Below are 18,102 nucleotides of genomic sequence, written 5' to 3'. Positions count from 1 at the left end.
CCGGCTGCCGGCCACCCCCCCCCCCCACCCGGGCCCCCCCCGCCCCCGCACCCGGACGAGCCGGGGCCGCGTGGGCCCCCGCCACGCCACCGGATCAGCGGGTGGTGTCGATCTCCCGCAGCAGCCCCGTCCCGACGTCGAAGACGAAGCCGCGCACGTCGTCGGTGTGCAGCAGGAAGGGCGAGGTGCGCACCCGCTGCACCGACTGCCGCACCTCCTCGTCCAGGTCCCGGAACGCCTCCACGGCCCAGGTCGGACGCTGCCCGGCGGCCTCCGCCAGCTCGTGGCGGAAGTCCTCGGTGAGCGAGAGCATTCCGCAGCTGGTGTGCTGGACCACCGCCACCGAGCGGGTGCCCAGCGCACGCTGGCTGATGGTCAGGGAACGGATGACGTCGTCGGTGACCACCCCGCCCGCGTTGCGCAGGGTGTGGCAGTCGCCCAGGGCGAGGCCGAAGGCGGGATACAGGTCCAGGCGCGCGTCCATGCACGTGACGACGGCGAGCCGCTGCGCCGGACGAGCGCTCAGCCCCGGGTCGGTGAAGGAGTCGGCGTACAGCCTGTTGGCCGCCACCAGGCGGTCCGTGACGCCGCCGTCGGTGCGGGCGCCCTCATCGGAGGACGAGGCGTCGGGGGTCGGCGAGTGTGACGCAGATATGGGCATGCCGATACGGTATCGCCAGGTCGGCGGGGTGGCAGCAGGTGTTCCGCGTCCCGGCGCGGGGTTCCCCGAGGACTGGTGACTTGCATCACAGTGACCGTCACCCGATCGGCTGGCACCGACCCGTGGGCAGGCGTGTCGGAGAGGTGTCCCGGGGCCCGGCCGCCCCGGCCCGGGACGCGCGCGGTGCGGTTGATTGACCGAAAAGGGGCGTCGACTAGAGTGACGCGGAGTGGGAGGCCACCGGCGCTCCCCCGGGGCGGCCCGCGGCAGTCTTGACCTCGGCGGCCGGCCCAGGGGCCCGCGGTGCCGGTCCCGCACGTACGGTCCGGCCTCCTCCCGCTCACGGTCGCCGGCGGCCCTTCCCCGCTGCCGGAAAGCGGCCACTCCCCTTCAGAGCGGGCGGGGACCAGACGGTACGTGCGGCTCCGGTCGCCGTCCGCGCCCCGCGACCGTCCGGCCGCGGCGCACACCGGCACTCTCACGGCATTTCGGAAGGCGCATGAGCGAGCGTAGCGAGCGAACCACCCCGTCAGCACCGCGACCGGCGGGGCCGGCGGAGACGACCGGCGGGGGGCCGCGATGACCGACGCCCGTACCCGCCACGTCCCCGTCATGCTGCGGCGCTGCCTGGACATGCTCGCGCCCGCCCTCGGCCCGGGAGCCGCCTCCCCGGGCGAACCCGGCACCGGCGACGCCCCCGTGGTGGTCGACTGCACCCTCGGCCTCGGCGGACACAGCGAGGCACTGCTGGCGGCCTTCCCCGCCGCCCGCCTGATCGGCCTGGACCGCGACCGGGAGGCGCTGCGGCTCGCCGGGGAGCGGCTGGCGCCGTTCGGGGACCGCGCCACCCTCGTCCACGCCGTCTACGACGAACTCCCCGAGGTACTGGACCGCCTGGGCATCCCCCGCGTCCAGGGCATCCTGTTCGACCTCGGCGTCTCCTCCATGCAGCTGGACGAGGCCGACCGCGGCTTCGCCTACTCCCAGAACGCCCCGCTGGACATGCGGATGGACCAGAGCACCGGGCGCAGCGCCGCCGAGGTGCTCAACACCTACCCGCCCGGCGACCTGGTGCGCATCCTGCGGTCCTACGGCGAGGAGAAGCAGGCCCGGCGCATCGTCTCCGCGATCGTCCGGGAGCGCGAGAAGGAGCCGTTCACCACCAGTGGCAGGCTGGTGGAGCTGATCCGCGACGCGCTGCCGCAGGCCGCCAAGCGCACCGGCGGCAACCCGGCAAAGCGCACCTTCCAGGCGCTGCGCATCGAGGTCAACGGCGAACTGTCGGTCCTGGAGCGCGCGGTGCCGGCAGCCGTGGGGGCGCTCGCCGTCGGAGGGCGGGTCGCCGTCCTCTCCTACCACTCGCTGGAGGACCGGCTGGTCAAGCAGGTGTTCGCGGCGGGCGCCGCCAACACCGCCCCGCCGGGCCTGCCGGTCGTCCCCGAGCAGTACCAGCCGCGGCTGCGGCTGCTCACCCGCGGCGCCGAACTGCCCACCGAGGAGGAGATCGCCGAGAACCGGCGGGCCGCCCCGGCACGGCTGCGCGGTGCCGAACGCATCCGGGAGGACCTCGCGTGAGCCGGACCGGGCGGGTCCGCGGCGGCGCCCGGCGCCTGGCCGCGCTGCTGCCGTCCGGTACCACCACGGCCGCCCGGGCCCCCTTCGTCCTCCTCGTGGTGGTGCTCCTGGGCTCCGGCCTCATCGTGCTGCTGCTGCTCAACTCGGCCCTGAACCAGGGTTCGTTCGAGCTGAGCAGGCTGCAGAAGGAGACCACCGACCTCACCGACGAGCAGCAGGCGCTCCAGCAGGACGTGGACTCCTACTCGGCGCCCGACGCGCTGGAGCGGCGCGCCCGTCGCCTGGGCATGGTCCCCGGCGGCAGCCCGGTCTTCCTCGATCCCGACGGCGCCGTGCACGGCCGTCCGCAGAGCGCCACGCCCGCCGCCTCGCCGATGGGGGCCCTCGGCGTCCCCGCGCCGGACCCGCAGCCGGCGGCCCCCGCCGGGCCCGCCGAGCCGGCGCCCACCGCCACCCCGTCCGCCGCGGGGCCCGGCGGGGGATGAGGGGTGACGCAGGAGTGAGCCCGCCCGCCGCGCCCGTGTCCGCAGCGGCGCCCCTCCGCGTCGACGCCCAGCCGGTCCTTGCCGCCCGGTGGGCCCCGCTCCCCGCGGGCCGCGCGCTCCCAGCCGTTCCCGTCCCCGTCCCCAGTCCGCCGGAGGGCGTCTCGTGACCGACGCACGTTCGCAAGGCTCCGACCGCAGGGTCCCGCGGCCCCCCTCGCGGCCCCGCCCGCCGGCCGGGGCCCGCCCCCGGCAGGTGCCCCGCCCGGCGGGCCGGCCCGCGGCTGCGGCCCCGGCCTTCCGGCTGGGCAGCCCCCGGCCGCGGCTGCGCCTGGTCGCGGTCGGCCTGACACTGGTCATGCTGGTCTTCGTCGTGCGGCTGGTGCAGGTGCAGGCGCTGGACGCCGGGGCCTACGCGGCCAAGGCGAACGTCAACCGGTACGTGCCCGTCACCCTTGCGGCGGAGCGCGGCGCGATCACCGACCGCTCCGGCGTGGACCTCGCCACCACGGTGGACGCCTACGACATCACCGCCGACCCCAGCCTGCTGGCGCCCGACAAGACGAAGATCCCCGACGCGCCGCGCCGCGCCGCCGCCCTCCTCGCCCCGCTGCTGGACGTGGACCGGGACGAGCTGCGCGCCAAGCTGTCCCGCGCCGACTCCCGCTACGTCCTGCTGGCCCGGCAACGCTCCCCCCAGGTCTGGAAGAAGATCAAGGACCTGCGGACCTCGCTGGCCGACAAGGCGGCCGCGGCGCAGCGCACCTCCCCCGACACCCCGCACCCCAACGTGCTGACGGGCATCTTCGCCGACGAGCACAGCAGGCGCGTCTACCCGGGCGGGGACCTGGCCGCGGGGGTGATCGGCTTCGTCAACGCGGCCGGCCACGGCTCCGGCGGGGTGGAGGCGCTGCTGGACCACCGGCTCGCCGGGAAGGACGGCAAGCTGGTCTACGCCCAGTCCGCCGGCCGCCGGGTGCCCACCGCGGACTCCCGCGAGCAGCCGGCGGTGCCGGGCAGCGATGTCGAGCTCACCCTGGACCGCGACATCCAGTGGGAGGCGCAGCAGGCCATCACCGAGCAGGTCGAGGCCTCGCAGGCCGACCGCGGCTACGTCGTCGTCCAGGACACCGCCACCGGTCAGGTGCTCGCCATGGCCAACGCGCCGGGCTTTGACCCCGGCGACCTGTCCAAGGCCTCCGCCGACGCGCTCGGCAACGCGGCGGTCTCGGACGCCTACGAGCCGGGTTCCACCGCCAAGCTGATGACGATGGCGGCGGTCCTGGACGAGAAGGCCGCCACGCCCGGCACCCACGTCACGGTGCCCAACCGGCTCTACCGCGGCGACCGCCCCTTCCACGACGACGTCGACCACGAGACCTGGCACCTCACGCTCAACGGGGTGCTGGCCAAGTCCTCCAACATCGGCACCATCGAGGCGGCCGAGCACCTCGGCCGTACCCGGGCACAGGCCAACCGGACACTCTGGTCCTACCTGCACGCCTTCGGCGTGGGGCGGCCCACCGGGCTGGGCTTCCCCGGCGAGACCGCCGGGCTGCTCGCGAAGCCGCAGGACTGGAGCACCTCGCAGCAGTACACCATCCCGTTCGGCCAGGGCCTCTCGCTCAGCGCGATGCAGACCGCGTCGGTGTACTCGACCATCGCCAACGGCGGCGTGCGGGTGGCGCCCACCCTGGTGCGCGGCACCCGGACGGCGGACGGGCGGTTCACCCCGGCGCCGCGGCCCGACACCCGTCGGGTCGTCAGCAGGAAGACGGCGGCGGAGTTGGCCACCATGCTGGAGTCGGTGGTCGACGACGAGGAGGGCACCGGTGCCGCGGCGAAGATCGACGGCTACCGGGTGGGAGGCAAGACCGGTACCTCCAACCGGGTGGACCCGCGCACCGGGCGCTACAGCGGCTACACCGCGTCCTTCGCGGGCTTCGCCCCGGCGGACAAGCCGCGGCTGACCGTCTACTGCGCGGTGCAGAACCCCACGGTGGGCAGCCACTTCGGCGGGCAGGTCTGCGGGCCGGTCTTCCAGAAGGTGATGTCCTTCGCGCTCAAGACCCTCCAGGTCCCGCCGACCGGGGCCGCGGCGCCGAAGCTGCCGGTCACCTTCCAGCCGGATCACAACGGATGATAAGGGGCGAAACCGACAAAGGAGTACCACCATGACCACCATGACCACTCCTGGCCCCGCGGGCCCCGAGAACACCCCCCACCACCCCCGCGGCGACCGGGCCTCACTTCGCCCCGAGCCGGTGGGGCCCGGTACGCTCACCGCCGTGTCACATGCTGAGAAGTCCCACCACGCGCCACCGGGCGGCACCTCCCACCCGGGACCGCCCCGCCCCGAGAAGGTCCGGCCCACGCCCCTCGCGGAGCTGGCGGAGCTGCTGGGCACCCCCGTCCCCGCGGGCGGCCCGGCCACCCGGCCCGGCGTCTCCGACATCGCGGTCACCGGCATCACGCACGACTCGCGCGCGGTGCGCCCCGGCGACGTCTACGCAGCCCTCCCGGGAGCCCGTGTCCACGGCGCGGACTTCGCCGCCCAGGCCGCCGACCTCGGCGCCGCGGCGATCCTGACCGACCCGACCGGCCACGACCGGGCCGCGGCGACCGGGCTGCCCGTCCTCACCGTCGAACGGCCCCGTGCCCGGATGGGCGAACTGGCCGCCGCCATCTACGGCGAACCGGGCGCGGACCTGCTGCAGATCGGCATCACCGGCACCTCCGGCAAGACCACCACGGCCTACCTCGTCGAGGGCGGCCTGCGGGCCGCCTCCCGTGCCGCCGGCGGCGGACTGACGGGCCTCATCGGCACCGTGGAGTCCCGCATCGGTGACGAGCGCCTGAAGTCCGAGCGCACCACCCCGGAGGCCACCGACCTCCAGGCGCTGTTCGCCGTCATGCGCGAGCGCGGCGTCACCTCGCTCGCCATGGAGGTCTCCAGCCACGCGCTGGTGCTCGGCCGGGTCGACGGCTGCGTCTTCGACGTGGGCGTCTTCCTCAACCTCAGCCCCGAGCACCTGGACTTCCACCCCGACATGGAGGACTACTTCCAGGCCAAGGCGCAGCTCTTCACCCGGGCCCGCAGCCGCGTCGGCGTGGTCAACCTCGACGACGAGTACGGCCGCCGCCTGGCCGGCGGCGCCAGCGAGGTCCCGGTCACCACCTTCTCGGCCGAGGGCCACCCCGACGCCGACTGGCGGGCCGAGGACGTCGAGATCGGCGTGCTCGGCTCCACCTTCACCATTCTGGGTCCCGACGGGCAGCGGGTGAAGGCGGCCTCCCCGCTCTCCGGGCCCTTCAACGTCGCCAACGCGCTGGCCGCGGTCACCGCCCTCATCGTCGCCGGCGTCGACCCGCAGACCGCCGCCGACGGTGTCGCGGCGGTACCCGGCGTCCCCGGCCGGCTGGAGCGCGTCGACGCGGGCCAGCCCTACCTCGCCGTCGTCGACTACGCGCACAAGACCGACGCCGTGGAGTCCGTGCTGCGGGCGCTGCGCAAGGTCACCGACGGCCGCCTGCACGCCGTCCTCGGCTGCGGCGGCGACCGCGACCCGCACAAGCGCGGCCCGATGGGCGCGGCTCTGGCACGGCTGGCGGACACCGCCGTGCTCACCTCCGACAACCCCCGCTCCGAGGACCCCCTCGCCATCCTCGCCACCATGCTGGCGGGCGCCGCGGAGGTCCCCAGCCACGAACGCGGCACCGTCCTGGTGGAGGAGGACCGGGCCGACGCCATCGCGGCGGCCGTGGCCCGGGCCGAACCGGGCGACACCGTCGTCGTCGCCGGCAAGGGGCACGAGCAGGGCCAGGACGTCGCCGGGGTGATCCGCCCCTTCGACGACCGGGTGGTGCTGCGCGAGGCCATCGCGGCACGCACCGGCGCAGGCCCCGCGGCCGTCCCCCATGCCGGCGCCGGACACCGCGAACCGACACCGCCCGACCCCCAGGGATGACCTGCCCGATGCGCGCACCACGCCCACCCCGGCCCGCCCGCGGCCGGGGCCCCCGTCCCCCTCGCGACGCCCGCCCCCAGCGACGCCGCACGCACCGCACCGGAGGCACCCAGTGATCTCCCTGACCCTGGCCGAGATCGCGGACATCGTCGACGGCCGGCCCCACGGCATACCGGACCTGGCGGCCGCAGTCACCGGACCCGTCGTCATCGACTCCCGGAGGGTGGTGCCCGGCGGCCTGTTCGCCGCGTTCGCCGGCGAACGCGTCGACGGGCACGACTTCGCCGCCGGCGCGGTCAAGGCCGGCGCCGTCGCCGTGCTCGCCACCCGTCCGGTCACCGTCGACGGCACCCCCGTCCCCGCCCTCGTCGTGGAGGACATGCTCGCCGCGCTCGGCGCCCTGGCCCGCGCCGTGGTGGGGCGGCTCGGCGCGTCCGTCGTCGCCCTCACCGGGTCGGCCGGCAAGACCTCCACCAAGGACCTCATCGCGCAACTGCTCCAGCGCGACGCACCCACGGTGTGGACGCCCGGCTCGCTCAACAACGAGATCGGGCTGCCCCTGACGGCCCTGACCGCCGACGAGACCACCCGTCACCTCGTCCTGGAGATGGGCGCCCGTGGCATCGGCCACATCCGCTACCTCACCGGGCTCACCCCGCCGCGGGTCGGCCTGGTGCTGAACGTGGGCAGCGCGCACATCGGGGAGTTCGGCGGCCGGGAGCAGATCGCCCAGGCCAAGGGCGAACTGGTCGAGGCGCTGCCCGCGGCCGAGGACGGCGGCGTGGCGATCCTCAACGCCGACGACCCCTACGTGCGGGCCATGGCCTCCCGCACCCGCGCCCGCGTCGTCTACTTCGGGGAATCCGGCACCGCGGACGTCAGGGCGGAAAACGTCCGTCTCACGGGCAGGGGTTGCCCTGCCTTCACGCTTCACACACCCTCCGGGTGCGGTGACGTGACCATGCGCCTGTACGGTGAGCACCACGTGTCGAACGCGCTCGCCGCTGCCGCCGTCGCCCATGAGTCCGGCCTGTCCGCCGACGAGATCGCCCAGGCGCTCTCCGAAGCCGACTCCCTCTCACGGTGGCGGATGGAGGTCACCGAGCGCGCGGACGGCGTGACGATCGTCAACGACGCCTACAACGCGAATCCGGAGTCCATGCGGGCCGCGCTGCGCGCGCTGGTGGCGATGGGTGAGGCCTCCAAGGCAACGGGGGGCCGCACGTGGGCGGTGCTCGGCCCGATGGCCGAACTCGGTGAGGAGTCACTGGCCGAACACGACGCGGTCGGACGGCTGGTCGTCCGGCTCAACGTCAGCAAACTCGTGGCGGTCGGCGGCACGGAAGCCGCCTGGCTCGACATGGGTGCCAAGAACGAGGGTTCGTGGGGTGAGGAGTCGGTGCACGTGTCCGACGCGCAGGCGGCGGTGGACCTGCTGCGAGCGCAGTTGCGGCCGGGAGACGTCGTGCTGGTGAAGGCGTCCAGGTCGGTGGGGCTGGAGAAGGTGGCCGCAGGCCTGCTGGAAGGCGACGGAGCAAAGGGCGGGGCCGCCGACCGATGAACTCGATGAAACAGATCCTCTTCTCGGGGACGATCGGGCTCTTCCTGACCCTGATCGGCACGCCTTTGCTGATCAAGCTGCTGGCCCGCAAGGGCTACGGCCAGTTCATCCGCGACGACGGTCCCCGCGACCACCACAGCAAGCGCGGTACGCCCACCATGGGCGGCATCGCCTTCATCCTGGCCACGCTCATCGCGTACGCCCTGACGAAGGTGATCACCGGAGCGGTCCCGACCCTCTCCGGCGTGCTGGTGCTGTTCCTGATGACCGGCATGGGCCTGGTGGGCTTCCTCGACGACTACATCAAGATCGTCAAGCAGCGCTCGCTGGGCCTGCGGGCCAAGGCCAAGATGGCCGGCCAGCTCATCGTCGGCATCGCCTTCGCCGTGCTCTCGCTCCAGTTCGCCGACCTGCGGGGACAGACCCCGGCCTCGGACCGGCTCTCCTTCACCCAGGACTTCGGCTGGTCCATCGGCCCGGTGCTCTTCGTGGTCTGGGCACTGTTCATGATCCTGGCCATGTCCAACGGCGTGAACCTGACGGACGGTCTGGACGGCCTGGCCACCGGCGCCTCGGTGATGGTCTTCGGCGCCTACACCTTCATCGGCATCTGGCAGTGGCAGGAGTCCTGCGCCAACCAGCTCTCCGCCGGACCGGCCTGCTACGAGGTACGCGACCCACTCGACCTCGCCGTCGTCGCCTCCGCCCTCATGGGCGCCTGCTTCGGCTTCCTGTGGTGGAACACCTCGCCCGCGAAGATCTTCATGGGCGACACCGGGTCCCTCGCGCTGGGCGGCGCCCTCGCGGGCCTGGCGATCTGCTCCCGCACCGAGCTGCTCATCGCCGTCCTCGGCGGCCTGTTCGTGCTCATCACCATGTCCGTGGTGATCCAGGTCGGTTCCTTCCGGATGACCGGCAAGCGCGTCTTCCGCATGGCACCGCTCCAGCACCACTTCGAGCTGAAAGGCTGGAGCGAAGTCCTGGTCGTGGTCAGATTCTGGATCATCCAGGGCATGTGCGTGATCGTCGGACTCGGCATCTTCTACGGCGGCTGGCAGGCGGCGAAGTGATGACGCGACCAGGTCCCCTCCCTCCGGACGTCCCCGGGCTCGGACTCGCCGGACGCCACGTGACCGTCGCCGGCCTCGGCGTCAGCGGCGTACCCGCCGCCCGCGCCCTGGCCGCCCTCGGCGCCCGCGTCACCGTCGTCAACGCGGGCGACGGCGACCGCGACCGCGCCCAGGCCGGCGAACTGGAGGCGCTCGGCGTCACCGTGCGCCTGGGCGAGGGCGACACGCTGCCGGAGGGCACCGACCTGGTCGTCACCACCCCCGGCTGGAAACCCACCAGCCCGCTCTTCCGCGCCGCGGAAGCGGCCGGCGTCCCGGTCTGGGGCGACGTGGAGCTCGCCTGGCGGCTCCGCGCCCCCGACGCCCCGCCCTGGCTGGCCGTCACCGGCACCAACGGCAAGACCACCACCGTCCGCATGCTCGCCGCGATCCTGACGGCCGCCGGACTGCGCACCGCCGCCGTCGGCAACATCGGGGTCTCCCTGGTCGAGTCGGTCCTGGAGCGGGCGGAGGACGGCGGCCCGGCCCACGACGTACTGGCCGTGGAACTCTCCAGCTACCAGCTGCACTGGGCCCCCTCGCTGCGCGTCCACTCCGGGGCCGTACTCAACCTGGCACCGGACCACCTGGACTGGCACGGCTCCATGGACGCCTACGCCGCCGACAAGGGCCGCATCTACGAGGGCAACCAGGTCGCCTGCGTCTACAACGCGGTCGACCCGGCCGACGCCGCCACCGAGAAGCTGGTCCGCGCCGCCGACGTGGCAGAGGGGTGCCGCGCCGTCGGCTTCACCCTCGGCGCGCCGGCCCCCTCCCAGCTCGGCGTCGTCGACGGACTGCTGGTGGACCGCGCCTTCGTCGCCGACCGGCAGCGCCAGGCGCAGGAACTGGCCGAGACCACCGACATCGCCCCCGGCTCCGGGCCCGCCGCTCCCCACACGATCGCCAACGCGCTGGCCGCCGCGGCCCTCGCCCGGGCCTACGGCGTGCCGCCCACCGCGGTGCGCGAGGGCCTGCTCGCCTTCCACCCCGAGGCGCACCGCATCCAGCTGGTCGCCGAGACCGGCGGCGTGCGGTGGATCAACGACTCCAAGGCCACCAACACACACGCCGCGCAGGCCTCCCTCGCCGCGTACGAGAGCGTGGTGTGGATCGCCGGCGGCCTCGCCAAGGGCGCCACCTTCGACGAACTGGTCGCCGAGACCGCCCACCGGCTCCGGGGCGTGGTCCTCGTCGGCGCCGACCGCGCCCTGATCCGGGAGGCGCTGGCGCGACACGCCCCGCAGGTCCCCGTCGTGGAGCTGGAGCGGACCGACACTGGGGCGATGCCGGAGGCCGTCGCCGAGGCCGCACGACTGGCCCGGCCGGGCGACACGGTCCTGCTCGCCCCGGCCTGCGCCTCCATGGACATGTACCTGAACTACACCAAGCGCGGCGAGGCCTTCGCCGAGGCGGTGGGGGACCTGGTGGCCGCGGGCCGGCGGTAGGGTCGCCTCCCCGCCGCACCGCCGCCCGCGGCGGCAGACCCGTGGAGGGGAGCAGATGACGGCCCGACCGCCCACTCCTGCCAAGGCCGCGGCCACCCGCCGCCCGCAGCCGCGCCCGGCCCGGTCCGCCGGCACCCCCAATGCGGTCCGCCGTGGCCGCCGCAACCCCCTCGACCAGGCACGCCGTGCCTGGGACCGGCCGCTGACCGCCTACTACCTCATCCTCGGCGGCAGCGCACTGCTCATCACCCTCGGCCTGGTGATGGTCTACTCCGCCTCGCAGATCAAGGCCCTGCAGTCCGGGCTCGGGCCGACGTACTTCTTCCGCAAGCAGCTGCTCGCCGCGCTCATCGGCGGCGTCCTGCTGCTGACCGGGGCCCGCCTGCGGGTGCGCACCCACCGCCGCCTCGCCGTGCCGCTGCTGCTCGGCTCGGCCCTGCTGATGGCCCTGGTGCAGGTGCCCGGCATCGGCGTGGCCGTCAACGGCAACCAGAACTGGCTGGGCTTCGGCGCCTTCCAGATGCAGCCCAGCGAGTTCGGGAAGCTGGCGCTGGTGCTGTGGGGCGCGGACCTGCTGGCCCGCCGCCAGCAGCGCGGCCAGCTCACCCAGTGGAAGCGGCTGCTGGTGCCGCTCACCCCGGTCGCCTTCGCCCTGCTCGCCCTCATCATGCTCGGCGGCGACATGGGCACCGCCATCATCCTCACCGCGATCCTCTTCGGGCTGCTGTGGCTGGCCGGGGCGCCCACCCGCCTCTTCGCCGGCGTCCTGGCGGGGGCGGCGGCGCTCGGCGCCCTGCTCATCGCCACCAGCGCCAACCGCCTCTCCCGGCTCGCCTGCATCGGCGCCACCGACCCCGGCCCGGGCGACTCCTGCTGGCAGGCGGTCCACGGCATCTACGCCCTGGCCTCCGGCGGCATCTTCGGCTCCGGCCTCGGTGCCAGCGTGGAGAAATGGGGCGAACTACCCGAACCGCATACCGACTTCATCTTCGCCATCACCGGGGAGGAACTGGGACTTGCGGGGACGCTGTCCGTGCTCGCCCTCTTCGCGGCTCTAGGCTATGCGGGTATCCGCGTGGCCGGACGCACGGAGGACCCCTTCGTGAGGTACGCCGCGGGAGGTGTGACCACCTGGATCACCGCTCAGGCGGTGATCAACATCGGTGCGGTGCTCGGCCTGCTGCCGATCGCCGGTGTCCCCCTCCCGCTGTTCTCCTACGGAGGCTCCGCCCTGCTGCCCACCATGTTCGCCGTCGGTCTCCTCATCGCCTTCGCGCGCGACGAGCCCGCGGCACGGGCGGCGCTGGTCACCCGGCAGCCGGTCTTCGCCAGGAGACTGGCCGCGGTGAGAAGGAAGACGATGAGACGGCTCGTCAAGGTACGACCGTCCGGAGAGCGGTGAATTTCGGTGCACGTCGTACTCGCCGGTGGGGGGACCGCCGGCCACATCGAGCCCGCGCTCGCCCTCGCGGACGCCCTGCGCAGGCAGGACCCGACCGTGGGGATCACGGCACTGGGCACGGAACGGGGCCTGGAGACGCGCCTGGTCCCCGAGCGCGGCTACGAACTCGGCCTCATCCCGGCCGTGCCACTGCCCCGCAAACCCACCCCTGAGCTGATCACCGTCCCCGGACGGCTGCGCGGTACCATCAAGGCGGCCGAGCAGATCCTGGAGCGCACCAAGGCCGACGCCCTCGTCGGCTTCGGCGGCTACGTGGCGCTCCCCGGCTACCTGGCCGCCAAGCGCCTCGGCGTGCCGATCATCGTCCACGAGGCCAACGCCCGCCCCGGTCTGGCCAACAAGATCGGCTCCCGGTACGCCGCCTACGTCGCCGTGAGCACACCCGACAGCAAGCTGCGCGGCGCCCGCTACGTCGGCATCCCGCTGCGCCGCTCCATCGCCACCCTGGACCGCACCGCCGTCCGGCCCGAGGCGCGCGCCGCCTTCGGCCTCGACCCGCGGCTGCCCACCCTGCTGGTCTCCGGCGGGTCCCAGGGCGCCCGGCGCCTGAACGAGGTCATCCAGGCCGCCGTCCCCACGCTGCAGCGCTCCGGCATCCAGGTGCTGCACGCCGTCGGCCCGAAGAACGACATGCCCCAGGTCGACAACATGCCCGGCATGCCCCCCTACGTGCCGGTACCGTACGTGGACCGGATGGACCTGGCCTACGCCGCGGCGGACATGATGCTCTGCCGGGCCGGCGCCATGACCGTCGCCGAACTCTCCGCCGTCGGGCTCCCGGCCGCCTACGTCCCGCTGCCCATCGGCAACGGCGAGCAGCGGCTCAACGCCCAGCCGGTGGTCAACGCCGGCGGCGGGCTGCTGGTGGACGACGCGCAGCTCACGCCCGAGTGGGTGCAGTCCCAGGTGCTGCCGGTCCTCGCCGACCCGCACCGGCTGCTGGAGATGTCCCGCGCCGCCGCCGAGTTCGGCCGCCGGGACGCCGACGACCTGCTGGTCGGCATGGTCTACGAGGCGATCGCCCAGCGCGGGTAGCGCGACGGGGCCGCACGGCGGCCGAGGGAGACGGGAAGGACGCAAGGTGGCCCAACCGACGACCGCGTCGCGGGGCGGAGACGGAACCCGGCACGGCTCCGGCCGCCCCCGGCAGGGCGCCGGTCCCGGCCGGCGCCCCCCGGCTCCCGACCGCCGCCGCTTCGCCCGCCGCCGCGCAACCCTCGCCTCCCTCGCGATCGCCGTGCTCGCCGCGGCCTTCGTCTCCTGGGCCCTGTACGGCTCCTCCTGGCTGCGGACGGAACGGGTCCGGGTGGGCGGGACACGGGTGCTGACGGCGACACAGGTGGCGCGGGCCGCGGACGTCCCCCTGGGCGGCCCGCTGGCCTCGGTGGACACCGCCGCGGTCGCCCGCCGGGTGCGCGCCGCCCTGCCCCGGGTGCGCACCGTCAGGGTGGTCAGGTCCTGGCCCCACACCCTCTCGGTGCGGGTGGCCGAACGCACCCCGCTGCTGTCACTGCGGCGCGGCGGGAAGTACGGCGAGCTGGACGCCGACGGCGTGTTGTTCGCCACGGTCGCCGCCCCGGCCCGCGGCGTCCCGCTGCTGCACCTGGCCGGCCGGGTGCCGAGCGGTGCCGGCCGGGCGTACCGCTCGCGGCCCTACCGGGAGGCGGCGGAGGTGGTGTCCGCCCTGCCGTCGCGGCTGCGCACCCAGGTCCTTCAGGTCCGCGTCGGCTCCTTCGACGACGTCACCCTGGAGCTGACGGGGGATCGGAGCGTGGTGTGGGGGAGCAGCGAGGAGGGCGCCGCCAAGGCCCGGGTGCTGGCCGCGCTGATGAAGGCGGCGCCCCACGCCCGGCGGTACGACGTCGAGGCGCCGTCGGCTCCGGCCGCGGCGGGGAGTTGACGATCTCGCCGACCGGCCAGCACCCTGGATGACTACCCTTATGGGTGATCACATAGGGTGAAAAGAAAAACGGGAGGTTCGGCGTGTTCGTTGAACGCGCGCCGCTTGTCGACTTAGTGTCTCGTTCCAAAGCACCCTGAGGGCCATCGGAAACCGTGGAAGCCATGGAGTCCGTCGGACTCGTGGAGCACAAACGAGAACACGTCTGACCCTCAAGTAGAGGTTCAGAGTTCGGGTCGGCGCGAGGACATGGCGAGCCAACCCATCGGCATCAGTCGGCGTCCGCACGGAATGTGGGGCGGCGACACGTAACTCGAGGCGAGAGGCCTTCGACGTGGCAGCACCGCAGAACTACCTCGCAGTCATCAAGGTCGTCGGCATCGGCGGCGGTGGCGTGAACGCCATCAACCGGATGATCGAGGTCGGGCTCAAGGGCGTCGAGTTCATCGCGATCAACACCGATGCGCAGGCGTTGCTCATGAGCGACGCCGACGTCAAGCTGGACGTCGGCCGGGAGATGACCCGCGGACTTGGTGCCGGCGCCAACCCGGACGTCGGCCGCAAGGCGGCAGAGGACCACCGCGAGGAGATCGAAGAGGTGCTCAAGGGCGCCGACATGGTCTTCGTCACGGCGGGCGAGGGGGGCGGCACCGGCACCGGCGGCGCACCCGTGGTCGCCAACATCGCGCGCTCGCTGGGTGCCCTGACGATCGGAGTGGTCACCCGGCCGTTCACCTTCGAGGGCCGCCGCCGCGCCAACCAGGCCGAGGACGGGATCGCCAGCCTCCGTGAGGAGGTCGACACCCTCATCGTCATCCCCAACGACCGCCTGCTGTCCATCTCGGACCGCCAGGTCAGCGTGCTGGACGCCTTCAAGTCCGCCGACCAGGTGCTGCTCTCCGGTGTCCAGGGCATCACCGACCTCATCACCACGCCCGGCCTGATCAACCTGGACTTCGCCGACGTGAAGTCGGTCATGTCCGAGGCCGGTTCGGCGCTGATGGGCATCGGCTCGGCCCGGGGTGACGACCGTGCGGTGGCCGCCGCCGAGATGGCCATCTCCTCGCCGCTGCTCGAGGCGTCCATCGACGGCGCCCGTGGCGTGCTGCTCTCCATCTCGGGCGGCTCCGACCTGGGGCTCTTCGAGATCAACGAGGCCGCTCAACTCGTCTCCGAGGCGGCCCACCCCGAGGCGAACATCATCTTCGGCGCGGTCATCGACGACGCCCTGGGCGACGAGGTGCGGGTCACCGTCATCGCCGCCGGCTTCGACGGCGGCCAGCCCCCGGCCCGCCGCGACACCGTGCTCGGCGCCGGCTCCGCCAAGCGTGAGGAGAGCGCGCAGTCCACCGCCTCCTCGCGGTGGCCGCAGCAGGAGACCCGGCCGTCCTCCGGAACCCTGGGCACCGTGCCCACCCGCGAGGAGGAGCCGGTCGCAACCGAGAGCGGAGTCGCGGAGGTTCCGCCGCCGGCCGCCCCTCACGTCCCCCAGGCCCGTCCCTACTCCGACCCCTCTGCCGAGGAGCTGGACGTACCGGACTTCCTGAAGTAGCCGAACCTTCCGACGTGATAGAGCAGCAGCAGGACGTGGGCGGCGCCCACTTCGCCTTCACCGACAGGTGGGGCGGGGTGAGCGCCGCTCCGTATGACCAGCTCAACCTGGGTGGCGCGGTCGGTGACGACCCCGCCGCGGTACGGACCAACCGCGAACGGGCAGCCCGGGCCCAGGGCCTGGACCCCGCGGACGTGGTCTGGATGAACCAGGTCCACGGCCGCGAAGTGGCCCTGGTGGACCGCCCTTGGCCCGCGGACCCCGACCAGGTGCCCCCCGGCGACGCGGTGGTGACCACGCGTCGGGGGCTGGCCCTCGCCGTCCTGACCGCCGACTGCACCCCCGTCCTGCTGGCCGACCCCGTCGCGGGGGTGGCCGGCGCGGCCCACGCCGGCCGGCCCGGCCTGGTCGCCGGCGTGGTGCACGCCGTGGTCGAGGCGATGGTGGCGGCGGGCGCGCAGCCCTCCCGCATCCTCGCCAGGACCGGCCCCGCGGTGTGCGGTGGCTGCTACGAGGTGCCGGCCGCCATGCGGGACGAGGTCGCGGCCGTCGTCCCCGAGGCCCGGGCGACCACCCGCTGGGGGACTCCGGCCGTCGACGTGGTGGCCGGGGTGGCGGCGCAACTCGCCCACCACGGTGTGCGGGACATCACCCACTCCGCCGTCTGCACCCTGGAGTCGGCGGACCACTTCTCCTACCGGCGGGACCGCACCACGGGCCGCCTGGCGAGCTACGTCCGGCTCGACCCCGCGGCGGCACCGGGTGCCGCCCCCCGCACCGACCACCCCGACTCCGACCGGAGGGACCACCCGTGACCGATCGCCGCAGCGAACTGGCGAGCAACCTGGCACGGGTGGAGGAGCGCATCGCGCAGGCGTGCGACCGGGCGGGCCGGGCACGCGAGGAGGTGACGCTCGTCGTCGTCACCAAGACCCACCCGGCCCAGGACGTCCGGCTCCTCGCCGAGCTGGGGGTGCGGCACGTCGCCGAGAACCGCGACCAGGAGGCCGCAGCGAAGGCCGCGGACTGCGCGGACGCCGACCTGACCTGGCACTTCGTCGGCCAGTTGCAGACCAACAAGGTCCGCTCCGTCCTCGGGTACGCCGACGTCGTGCAGTCCGTCGACCGCGTGCGGTTGGTGAGCGCGTTGTCGAAGGAGGCCGAGCGGCGGGGCCGCGAGGTGGACTGCCTGATCCAGGTGGCCCTCGACGCCGGGACCGACGAACGGGCCGGGGTGGAGCAGACCGGTGAGCGCGGCGGGGTGGCGCCCGCCGGTGTGGCGGCCCTCGCCGAGGCCGTCGAGGCCGCGGCGAGTTTGCGACTGCGTGGTCTCATGACGGTCGCGCCGCTCAGCGGACAGTATGCCGGGCGTCAACAGGAGGCGTTCGAGGCGCTGGTGGAAATGTCATCCCGCCTGCGCCTGGAGCATCCGGCTGCGAACATGGTGTCCGCCGGGATGAGCGGGGACCTCGAACAGGCCGTGGCCGCCGGAGCGACACATGTACGCGTCGGCACCTCGGTACTCGGAGTCCGTCCACGGCTCCGGTAACGTCGCCAAGCAGTCGGACCACAGTAGAAAATATGGTCATTACCACCCGAAGGTGGCAGGCCGAACGTGGATCCACGGCCCCCGGTGACCGGTTGACGGGCCTGATCCACCACAGAGCGGAGGATGCGGAGAATGGCCGGCGCGATGCGCAAGATGGCGGTCTACCTCGGCCTCGTGGAGGACGACGGGTACGACGGCCGGGGGTTCGACCCCGACGACGAGTTCGAACCGGAGCTCGACCCGGAGCCCGCCGCTCACGACCGAGGTCGGCGGATGGCGACCCAGGCGCCCACGGAGGCGCACCCGGAGCACGAGGAACCTGTGCGCCCGCGGGAGTCGGTGCTGCCGCCGGCCCAACGGGAGGCCCCTCCGCAGGCTTCCGAAAACGGGCGCTCTGCCCGAATCGCCCCCGTGGCGTCCATCACACCCGAACGTCCGAGTCTGGAGAAGAACGCGCCGGTGATCATGCCCAAGGTCGTGTCCGAGCGGGAGCCCTACCGCATCACCACGCTGCACCCCCGGACCTACAACGAGGCCCGTACCATCGGGGAACACTTCCGCGAGGGCACCCCGGTGATCATGAATCTGACCGAGATGGACGACACCGACGCGAAGCGACTTGTCGACTTTGCGGCGGGTTTGGTCTTCGGTCTCCACGGAAGTATTGAGCGGGTGACGCAGAAAGTGTTCCTGTTGTCGCCTGCTAACGTCGATGTCACGGCGGAGGACAAGGCCCGTATCGCTGAGGGTGGGTTCTTCAACCAGAGCTGAGACGCAACACCGGGCAGACTGTGGCGTGAAGGGCACGCACGACGGCCGTCGGCAGACGACGGGT

The 18,102-nt window shown here is 73.5% G+C and carries 15 protein-coding genes; 14 read left to right on the top strand and 1 reads right to left on the bottom strand.

Translation table 11 applies throughout. From position 1 onward, the window contains the following. Positions 1 to 94 precede the first annotated feature (94 nt). Positions 95 to 661 (bottom strand): beta-class carbonic anhydrase, encoded by a 567-nt coding sequence (locus tag ACFV3R_RS14380; protein WP_385581036.1) that lies wholly within the window; start codon positions 659 to 661, stop codon positions 95 to 97. 579 nt (positions 662 to 1,240) lie between these two features. On the opposite strand from ACFV3R_RS14380, the gene rsmH reads away from it, so the two are divergent. The 14 genes from rsmH (at position 1,241) to ACFV3R_RS14310 (ending at position 18,038) form a co-directional block, all read left to right on the top strand. After that, the gene (rsmH, locus tag ACFV3R_RS14375) at positions 1,241 to 2,236 is read left to right on the top strand and encodes a 16S rRNA (cytosine(1402)-N(4))-methyltransferase RsmH (protein ID WP_385581033.1); all 996 of its coding nucleotides are present in this window, start codon (positions 1,241 to 1,243) and stop codon (positions 2,234 to 2,236) included. Continuing rightward, positions 2,233 to 2,721, top strand: coding sequence for a septum formation initiator family protein (locus ACFV3R_RS14370; RefSeq protein ID WP_385581030.1), 489 nt, complete (start codon positions 2,233 to 2,235; stop codon positions 2,719 to 2,721). The genes rsmH and ACFV3R_RS14370 overlap by 4 nt, the downstream gene beginning before the upstream one ends. A gap of 163 nt (positions 2,722 to 2,884) precedes the next feature. After that, positions 2,885 to 4,861 (top strand): peptidoglycan D,D-transpeptidase FtsI family protein, encoded by a 1,977-nt coding sequence (locus ACFV3R_RS14365; protein ID WP_385581027.1) that lies wholly within the window; start codon positions 2,885 to 2,887, stop codon positions 4,859 to 4,861. A gap of 31 nt (positions 4,862 to 4,892) precedes the next feature. Next, on the top strand, positions 4,893 to 6,686 hold the full coding sequence (locus ACFV3R_RS14360) for a UDP-N-acetylmuramoyl-L-alanyl-D-glutamate--2,6-diaminopimelate ligase (protein WP_385581023.1): 1,794 nt from the start codon (positions 4,893 to 4,895) through the stop codon (positions 6,684 to 6,686). A 112-nt stretch (positions 6,687 to 6,798) separates the two neighbouring features. Further along, complete coding sequence (gene murF / locus ACFV3R_RS14355; protein WP_385581020.1) at positions 6,799 to 8,247, top strand: UDP-N-acetylmuramoyl-tripeptide--D-alanyl-D-alanine ligase; 1,449 nt, start codon at positions 6,799 to 6,801, stop codon at positions 8,245 to 8,247. A gap of 5 nt (positions 8,248 to 8,252) precedes the next feature. Then, positions 8,253 to 9,317, top strand: coding sequence for a phospho-N-acetylmuramoyl-pentapeptide-transferase (gene mraY, locus ACFV3R_RS14350; protein WP_385581017.1), 1,065 nt, complete (start codon positions 8,253 to 8,255; stop codon positions 9,315 to 9,317). Next, positions 9,317 to 10,804 (top strand): UDP-N-acetylmuramoyl-L-alanine--D-glutamate ligase, encoded by a 1,488-nt coding sequence (gene murD, locus ACFV3R_RS14345; RefSeq protein ID WP_385581014.1) that lies wholly within the window; start codon positions 9,317 to 9,319, stop codon positions 10,802 to 10,804. Before mraY ends, murD begins: the two co-directional genes overlap by 1 nt. 55 nt (positions 10,805 to 10,859) lie before the next feature. Then, on the top strand, positions 10,860 to 12,206 hold the full coding sequence (gene ftsW, locus ACFV3R_RS14340; RefSeq protein ID WP_385581012.1) for a putative lipid II flippase FtsW: 1,347 nt from the start codon (positions 10,860 to 10,862) through the stop codon (positions 12,204 to 12,206). A 6-nt stretch (positions 12,207 to 12,212) separates the two neighbouring features. Then, positions 12,213 to 13,301 carry an undecaprenyldiphospho-muramoylpentapeptide beta-N-acetylglucosaminyltransferase gene (gene murG, locus ACFV3R_RS14335; protein WP_385581008.1) on the top strand — a complete coding sequence of 363 codons (1,089 nt, stop codon included), beginning with the start codon at positions 12,213 to 12,215 and terminating at the stop codon, positions 13,299 to 13,301. Between the two features lie 46 nt (positions 13,302 to 13,347). Next, the gene (locus ACFV3R_RS14330; RefSeq protein WP_385581005.1) at positions 13,348 to 14,166 is read left to right on the top strand and encodes a cell division protein FtsQ/DivIB; all 819 of its coding nucleotides are present in this window, start codon (positions 13,348 to 13,350) and stop codon (positions 14,164 to 14,166) included. A gap of 334 nt (positions 14,167 to 14,500) precedes the next feature. Further along, complete coding sequence (ftsZ, locus tag ACFV3R_RS14325; protein WP_385581002.1) at positions 14,501 to 15,718, top strand: cell division protein FtsZ; 1,218 nt, start codon at positions 14,501 to 14,503, stop codon at positions 15,716 to 15,718. Between the two features lie 14 nt (positions 15,719 to 15,732). Continuing rightward, a complete protein-coding gene (gene pgeF / locus ACFV3R_RS14320; protein WP_385580999.1) occupies positions 15,733 to 16,533 on the top strand; it encodes a peptidoglycan editing factor PgeF in 801 nt (266 codons plus the stop codon). Further along, positions 16,530 to 17,267 carry a YggS family pyridoxal phosphate-dependent enzyme gene (locus ACFV3R_RS14315; protein WP_385580995.1) on the top strand — a complete coding sequence of 246 codons (738 nt, stop codon included), beginning with the start codon at positions 16,530 to 16,532 and terminating at the stop codon, positions 17,265 to 17,267. Before pgeF ends, ACFV3R_RS14315 begins: the two co-directional genes overlap by 4 nt. 132 nt (positions 17,268 to 17,399) lie before the next feature. After that, positions 17,400 to 18,038, top strand: a complete 639-nt coding sequence (locus ACFV3R_RS14310) for a cell division protein SepF (protein ID WP_385580992.1) — start codon at positions 17,400 to 17,402, stop codon at positions 18,036 to 18,038. Positions 18,039 to 18,102: the final 64 nt, after the last annotated feature.

The organism is Streptomyces sp. NPDC059740 (assembly GCF_042733155.1).
GTDB lineage: Bacteria > Actinomycetota > Actinomycetes > Streptomycetales > Streptomycetaceae > Streptomyces.
Note: the sequence above shows the minus strand (reverse complement) of the source record. Positions and strands in the feature narration are given on the sequence as shown.